The 6939-nt window shown below is 72.0% G+C and carries 7 protein-coding genes and 2 tRNA genes; 6 read left to right on the top strand and 3 right to left on the bottom strand.

Annotated features, from left to right (window positions below; all coding sequences use genetic code 11):
• Positions 1-81: 81 nt before the first annotated feature.
• Positions 82-927 (bottom strand): GNAT family N-acetyltransferase, encoded by an 846-nt coding sequence (locus tag ACTUAL_RS04635; RefSeq protein WP_440899372.1) that lies wholly within the window; start codon positions 925-927, stop codon positions 82-84.
• Positions 928-1167: 240 nt separating this feature from the next.
• Here ACTUAL_RS04635 and ACTUAL_RS04630 point away from each other — a divergent pair, with 240 nt between their 5' ends.
• The 6 genes from ACTUAL_RS04630 (at position 1168) to ACTUAL_RS04605 (ending at position 5452) form a co-directional block, all read left to right on the top strand.
• A complete protein-coding gene (locus ACTUAL_RS04630) occupies positions 1168-3783 on the top strand; it encodes a putative bifunctional diguanylate cyclase/phosphodiesterase (RefSeq protein WP_096497153.1) in 2616 nt (871 codons plus the stop codon).
• 89 nt (positions 3784-3872) lie between these two features.
• A tRNA-Thr gene (locus ACTUAL_RS04625) sits at positions 3873-3948 on the top strand.
• Positions 3949-3992: 44 nt separating this feature from the next.
• A tRNA-Met gene (locus tag ACTUAL_RS04620) sits at positions 3993-4065 on the top strand.
• 286 nt (positions 4066-4351) lie between these two features.
• The gene (gene rpmG, locus ACTUAL_RS04615; protein WP_015805323.1) at positions 4352-4516 is read left to right on the top strand and encodes a 50S ribosomal protein L33; all 165 of its coding nucleotides are present in this window, start codon (positions 4352-4354) and stop codon (positions 4514-4516) included.
• Positions 4517-4589: 73 nt separating this feature from the next.
• Positions 4590-5036, top strand: coding sequence for an FAS1-like dehydratase domain-containing protein (locus ACTUAL_RS04610; protein WP_096497152.1), 447 nt, complete (start codon positions 4590-4592; stop codon positions 5034-5036).
• A complete protein-coding gene (locus ACTUAL_RS04605; protein ID WP_015805321.1) occupies positions 5033-5452 on the top strand; it encodes a MaoC family dehydratase in 420 nt (139 codons plus the stop codon). The genes ACTUAL_RS04610 and ACTUAL_RS04605 overlap by 4 nt, the downstream gene beginning before the upstream one ends.
• 64 nt (positions 5453-5516) lie before the next feature.
• On the opposite strand, the gene ACTUAL_RS04600 is transcribed toward ACTUAL_RS04605, so the two are convergent.
• Positions 5517-5915: a hypothetical protein gene (locus tag ACTUAL_RS04600; protein ID WP_096497151.1), complete on the bottom strand. Its 399-nt coding sequence runs from the start codon at positions 5913-5915 to the stop codon at positions 5517-5519.
• A gap of 123 nt (positions 5916-6038) precedes the next feature.
• Positions 6039-6650, bottom strand: coding sequence for a DUF4190 domain-containing protein (locus tag ACTUAL_RS04595; RefSeq protein ID WP_440899371.1), 612 nt, complete (start codon positions 6648-6650; stop codon positions 6039-6041).
• Between the last annotated feature and the right edge of the window lie 289 nt (positions 6651-6939).

Below are 6939 nucleotides of genomic sequence, written 5' to 3'. Positions count from 1 at the left end.
GCTACGACCAGCCCCAGCTCGAACGGCCCCGGTCCCCACCCCGCAGGCCACCCGCCGGCCCGCCTCACCGAGCAGCCCACCTCACCGAGCGGGCCGCCGCTGCCACGTCGTCCACAGCGGCCGGTACCCCCGCGAGCACCAGAACGGCGTCGAGCGCGGGTTCGGCAGGGAGTGGTGCAGCAGGGTCGCCCCGACGCCCGCCGCGTCCAGCCGCGCGTGCAGCCACGCCACCAGCGCCCCGCCGACCCCGCCCCCGCGCAGGTCCGCCCGCACCCCCAGCGCTCCCAGGTACGCCACCGGCGACACCGACGTCCGCCCCGCGACCCACCCGCTCCCCGCGGGCCCCTGGCACGTCAGCAGCCCCACCGGCTCCCCGCCGCGCCACGCCAGCCACGCCTCCGGCTCCGCCCGCCCGACCTCCCCGGCCAGCAGCTCGCGCAACAACCTCCCGGTCGACGCCCGCTCGGTCACCACCCCGTACCGCGCGTCCACCCGCACCACCTCCAGGTGCAGCGCCGCCGCCACGTCCAGGTCCTCGTCCCGCAGCGGCCGCACCTCCACCTCCGCGTCACCCGGCGGCGTCGCCCGCCCCGCGACCCGCACCGCCAGCACCACCAGCGGCGCGAACCCGTGCGCCAGCAGCACGCGCGGCGCGTCCTCGGCGCGGCTGGGCACGGTCACCAGCGCCGCCGTCTCCGGGTCGCCCCCGCCGGTCAGCGGCCACTCCCGCAGCCGCCGCCCCAGGTCGTCACCGGGGCTCCAGGCCAGCACGTGCGAGCGCGGCGCCCGCCAGGTCGCGCCGAGCTCCTCCACCGAGTGCTCCTGCAGCGAGTAGGGCCGGTCCACGGGCGCGAGGTCGGGCAGCAGCGGGTCCACACCCGAACGTAGCGCCGGTCGACCGCCGCGCTCCAGGGCCGAGCGCCGCAAGCCCCGAGGCGGCCAAACGGGCCACCCATCCCCCGGCCAGTGTCAGAAGACCTGATCGCGTGAGTAGATCTGTCACTTCACGTGTCAATCCCCTCACCAACCTGCCATTTTATCGCCCAACCGGGGTACATTGAGGTATAGGAGGGGTCTCGGTGGGTGTTCGAGACCCCTCAGTCACGCCAGGACCCCGCAGGCAGGCCGATCCGGCCGACCCCGCGACCCGGCCGACGAGGAGGCTGGATGTCCGACCAGACCTCGGCCCCGACGTCGAACACGTCGCCCAGGTCGACCAACCGAGCGTTCACCGCCTTCGCGGTGCTCCTGCTCGCCGCGGGCGTCCTGTCCGCGTTCCTCGTGGGGGCGAACCTCCCCGACGACCCGTCCCGCCTCAGCCTCCTGTGGACCGGCCCGCTGCTCGTCGTCGGCTTCCTGCTGGCCGAGCAGCTCGCGATCAACGTCGACGTCCGCAGCGGCGTCGCCTGGACGATCTCCTTCACCGAGATCCCGCTCGTCCTCGGCCTGCTCGTCGCCCCCTTCGAGGTCGTCCTCGCCGCCCACGTCGTCGCGGGCGTCGGCACCCTCCTCGGCAGGCGCGTGCTCGACCGCGCCGTCTACAACGCCGGCCTGATGTTCATGGAGATCTCGGTCGCCTTCGCCGTGGCCGACGCCGTCAACCGGTTCGTCGGCGACAGCGGCCCCGCCTGGGCGGGCGCGTTCGTCGGCACCATCAGCGTCCCGCTGCTCGCCAGCGTCCTCGGCCTCACCGCCCTGCGCCTCATGCGCAAGGGGATGCGCCTGGCCCCCAGCGGCAGGCTCGTCCTGCAGACCCTCGTCGTCGCGCTCCTCAACACCGCCGCGGGCCTGGTCGCCTACGAGGTCGCCGACCACGCCCAGTGGGGCGGCCTGCTGATCGTGCTCGCCTTCGCGGGCATCACCGCCATCTACCTCGCCTACTCCGGCCTGCTGCGCGAGCAGCGCGACCTGGAGGCGCTCAGCGAGGTCTCGCTCCGCGTCGCCCGCTCCGGCAGGCACGGCACCGGCCCGCGCGGCGGGGCCACCACCGCCGTCGACGCCGAGGACGGCAAGGCCGAGGCCGACGAGTGGCAGCACATCGCCGAGCGCATCCGCGAGCAGCTCAACGCCAACCGCGTCGTCCTGCGCCTGCGCACCGACCCGCAGGCCCCCATGCGCACCCTCGTCGCGGGCGAGCCGCTGCCGCAGGCCATGCGCCGCGACGACGCCCGCCTGTCCCGCGAGGACGCGATGCTCCAGCTCCCCGGCACCCAGGTCCGCTACTTCCGGGTCGCCGACGCGGGCGAGGAGGCCACCGACGCCCTCGTCCGCCGCGACGCGCAGGAGGCGCTCGTCGTCCCGCTGCGCGGCGGGGCCACCCAGCTGCTCGGCGCCGTCGAGGTGCACGACCGGCTCAGCCGGTGGCGCGGGTTCGGCAAGGCCGACATCCAGCTCCTGCGCACCCTCGCCAACCACCTGTCCACCGCCGTGGACAACCGCAGGCTCCTCGCCAGGCTCCGCCACGACGCCTACCACGACCCGCTGACCGGCCTGCTCAACCGCACCGGCTTCCTGGAGGCCGCCGCCGAGCCCGTCCGCGAGTCCGAGGCCGCCGTCGTGCTCCGGGTCGACCTGGACGTGCTGTCCACCGTCCTGGACGCCCTCGGCCAGGCGTGGGGCAACCGCATGGTCGTCGCCGCGGGCCGCAGGCTCCGCGACGAGCTGGGGCCCGAGGTGCCGCTGGCCAGGCTCGACGGCGGCGCGTTCGCCGCGCTCCTGGTCGACCGCAAGGCCGAGCGGGTCAAGGAGATCGCCGAGCGCCTGCGCGCCCGCCTGTCCGTGCCGTACCCCGTCGACCGGCTCACCGTCGAGGCGGGCGCCATCGTCGGCTGGGCGGCCGTCGCCGAGGTCGAGGACGACGCCAAGGACGCGGACTCGCTGCTCCAGCGCGCCGACGTGGCGCTGCGGGCCACCAGCGAGAACGAGCCCATGCGCGCCTACGCGCCCAGCATGGGCCAGATCTTCCTGCGCCGCTTCCAGCTGGTCACCCAGTTCCGCTCCGCGCTGGAGAACGGCCAGATCTCGGTGCACTACCAGCCGAAGATCGCCCTGCCGAGCAGGCAGGTCATCGGCGCCGAGTCGCTCGTGCGGTGGAAGCACCCGGAGTTCGGCCGCGTCGACCCCGACGAGTTCATCCCCGCCGTCGAGGCGACCGGGCTCGTCGACGTGCTCACCGACTTCGTCATGGACAAGGGCCTGGAGCGGGTCCGCCGCTGGATGGACCGCGACCTGCGGATGTCCATCGCGGTGAACCTGTCCGTGCGCACCCTCGCCGACGAGGAGTTCCCCGACCGGGTGAAGGAAGCGCTCGACCGGCACCGCGTCCCGCCGGAGCTGCTCACGTTCGAGCTGACCGAGTCCGGCGTCATGGCCGACCCCGAGCGCGCCCTGCCCGTCCTGCGCAGGCTGCACACCATGGGCGTCGTGCTGGCCGTGGACGACTTCGGCACCGGTTACTCGTCGCTCGCCTACCTGCGGCAGCTCCCGGTGGACGAGGTGAAGATCGACAAGAGCTTCGTGCTCGGCATGGGCACCGACCTCGGCGACATGGCCGTCGTCCGCTCCATCGTCGAGCTGGGCCACTCGCTCGGCCTCACCGTCGTCGCCGAGGGCGTCGAGGACGACGCCGCGCGCGACCAGCTGGTCGGGATGGGCTGCGACGTCGCCCAGGGCTACCTGATCTCCCGGCCGCTGTCCGAGGACCGCTTCGAAGCGTGGTTGCGAGCGCGAACCGTGCAGGTCAGGGGGGCGCGGGATGAGACGGTGCTCACTCTGGTGCACTGAAGGCGCCCCCCGATTTCACTTCGGACGGGATCTTGTGTAGAGTTCTCCTCAGCTCAGAGAGCGAAGCGAGATCGCACGAAGAGCGGCAAGCCCCTTTAGCTCAGTCGGCAGAGCGTCTCCATGGTAAGGAGAAGGTCTACGGTTCGATTCCGTAAAGGGGCTCCACGACTCGGCCGCGGTGCATGAGCATCGCGGCCCGCGTCGTGTAAAGCGGTGTAGCTCAGTTGGTAGAGCAAGCGGCTCATAATCGCTGTGTCGCCGGTTCAAGTCCGGCCACCGCTACGCGAATGGGTGAACTGTGCCTGCGGAGAGCGCAGGCGTGTTCGCTCCGCATCACACCGGGGGCGCGGCCCCCGGACCCCGCCCAGGAGGGCTTTGCCCCCTGGACCCCCCTTCGGGGGTCCGGTAGGTGGGGTCGTTCCGTTTTGGGGATTTGGGTCAGAACCGTTATTGTTCTGGCCCTGGTGGTGTGTTTGCTGCGTTGCAGAGAAGGTTTCTCTGTGGACCCGCCGGGGTGGTAAGCCCGCTTCGGGTTTCGGGATCGTGTGCTCTGAGAAAGGCGAGGACCGTGGCTGCTACCGACGTTCGGCCGAAGATCACTCTTGCGTGTGAGGAGTGCAAGCACCGCAACTACATCACCAGGAAGAACCGGCGCAACGACCCGGACCGCCTGGAGATCAAGAAGTTCTGCCCGAACTGCAAGACGCACAAGGCGCACAAGGAAACCCGCTGAGGTTTTTCTCGTAGCGACGCGAGGCCCGTCCCGGCTGGTTCCGGGGCGGGCCTCGTCGCGTAACCTGCGTCTCGTGCCACTCGACGCTTCGTTCATCGGACGGTCCTACCCGCCCACGCCGCCCTACGAGGTCGGGCGGGAGAAGATCCGGGAGTTCGCCGACGCGGTCGGGGCCACCAGCGCGGTGCACCGGGACGCGGACGCCGCGCGCGCGGCCGGGCACCCCGACGTCATCGCGCCCCCCACGTTCGCGATCCTGGTCTCGATGAGCGCCAACTCGCAGCTCGTCGAGGACCCCGAGCTCGGGCTCGACTACACCCGCGTGGTGCACGGCGACCAGGCGTTCAGCCACCACCGGCCCATCGTCGCCGGGGACGTGCTCAGCGTGGCGCTGACCGTCGACAACATCACCTCGCGCATGGGCAACGACATGCTCTCGCTGCGCGCGGAGATCACCGACCAGCACGGCGCCGCCGTCACCACCGCCAGGTCCACGCTCGTCGTCAGGGGGGAATCGTGATCACCGCGGCCGAGGTGAGCGTCGGCGACGAGCTGCCGCCCATCACCCTGCGCATCACCCGCGCCCACCTCGTCGCGTACGCGGGCGCCTCCCTGGACTTCAACCCCATCCACTGGAACCAGCGGTTCGCCGAGGGCGTCGGGCTGCCCGGCGTCATCGCCCACGGGATGCTCACCATGGGCATGGCCTGCCGCATCGTCACCGAGTGGGCGGGCGACCCGGCCGCCGTGGTCGAGTACGGCACCCGGTTCGGCAGGCCCGTGCCGGTGCCCGACGACGACGAGGGCGCCGTGGTCGAGGTGACCGCGAAGGTCACCAAGGTCCTGGAGGACGGGACCTTCAAGGTGAACATCAACGCCAGCCACGACGGCAAGTCCGTCCTCGGCGGGGCCTCCGCCCGCGTCCGACTCCCGTAGCGCGGGAACGGCGTCCAGCGCGGCGCTGAGGGGCCGCAGAGGGCCGTCGGGGGCCGCCGAGGGGCTAGAAACCGCCGCAGAACGCGCTGGAGCCGGGGCCCGAGGCGGACGCCGAGCGGCGCTCGACGCCGTCCACGCTCACCTGGCAGCCCACCTCGCCGCCCTGCTCGCCGATCGTCACGGTGAGCACGCCGCGCGCGTCGCCCGGCGCGGTCACCTCGCGGCGCCAGGGCAGCGAGGACAGCTCCTCCTGGCCGGTGGACACGCCGCCGTCGTCGAACGTCGAGTACACGACGGTGGCGTGCCCGGCCTCGCCCGTCACCTCGTAGACCACGGTCGCCGACCTCGGAGCGGACGGGCCGTTCACCAGCACCGCGCCCACCAGCGCGCCGAGCAGCAGCAGCGACGCGGCGGACACCACCAGCCACCGCCGCGACCGCTCTACCTCCCGCGCGGAACCCATGCCCAGCCCCTTTGTCGATGCGGACGCTCCGCAGAGGGCATCGGGAGCGGTGCGGACCCGTTAGCGGTCTACCCCCGAACGTGTGACCCCTGACTGCGCCACTGACTGCGCCCCCGGATGAGGTCAGAAGTTCGAGCAGGAGGCGATCGCGAACTGGCCGGAGGCAGTCGCGGTCTTCTTCTCCTGGCCGTCCACGAACACCTTGCAGGTCACCGCGCCGCCGCCCGCGCCGGTCCTGACCATCAGCGAGCTGCCGCTGAACAGGCCCTTGGTCCGCACCTCCTTCTTCCACGGCAGGGTCGTGATGTCCTCGTTCACGTCCTCGCTGGTGCCGTCGCCGTAGGAGGAGTAGTTCACCGAGGCGGACGGGGCGTCGCCGGTCACCTCGTAGACCACGGTGACCTCCTTCTCGGCCTGCTCGTTCGCGTTCCCGACGGCCGCGCCGAAGCCCACGAGCCAGAGGACGCAGACGACCAGGCCCAGCGCGGACAGCACGGTGCCGCTGATGGCCAGGCCCTTGCTGTTGGCCGGGTTCCCGGTGAGCTTGGAGATGGCGACCAGGCCGAGGACCAGGCCGACGATGACCAGCGGCCACGCGATGACGCCGATGAACGGGATGAAGCTCAGCAGCAGGCCTACGACGCCCAGCACGAGGCTGCCGGTCGCGAGACCGTTCTGCGCGGGCTGCTGGTGGCCCTGGGGCGCGTGCTGGGCGTACTGCTGGGGGTACGACATTCGGGACTCCCGTTGTGCGGTGGCTCGGCGAGCCGGACGACGGGTTAGTCGGGGTGTCGGGGAATTCGTTAGCGGTCTTCCTGGCGGTAGGGCACTTCGGCCCTGCGGAAAGGGGCGTCCGGCCGGGGGGTGTCGCGGAACGCCGCTTTTTTTCACCTTTTCGGGGGAGATTTTCGGGCGCGAGAACGCCGAAGGCGGCCCCCGGTCGGGGGCCGCCTTCGGGGTGGGGTTCGGTGAGCTACTTCACCTCGGCGAGCAGCTTCGCCATGCGGTCGAGGCCGGTCTTGAG

Source organism: Actinosynnema sp. (assembly GCF_052038725.1).
This window is presented reverse-complemented; position numbering and strand designations above follow the sequence as displayed.

Excerpts from the sequence above, each read along its gene's own strand:
- ACTUAL_RS04600 (WP_096497151.1), bottom strand. The coding sequence starts at position 5,915 with ATGGGTTCCGCGCGGGAGGTAGAGCGGTCGCGGCGGTGGCTGGTGGTG.
- ACTUAL_RS04595 (WP_440899371.1), bottom strand. The coding sequence starts at position 6,650 with ATGTCGTACCCCCAGCAGTACGCCCAGCACGCGCCCCAGGGCCACCAG.
- ACTUAL_RS04630 (WP_096497153.1), top strand. The coding sequence starts at position 1,168 with ATGTCCGACCAGACCTCGGCCCCGACGTCGAACACGTCGCCCAGGTCG.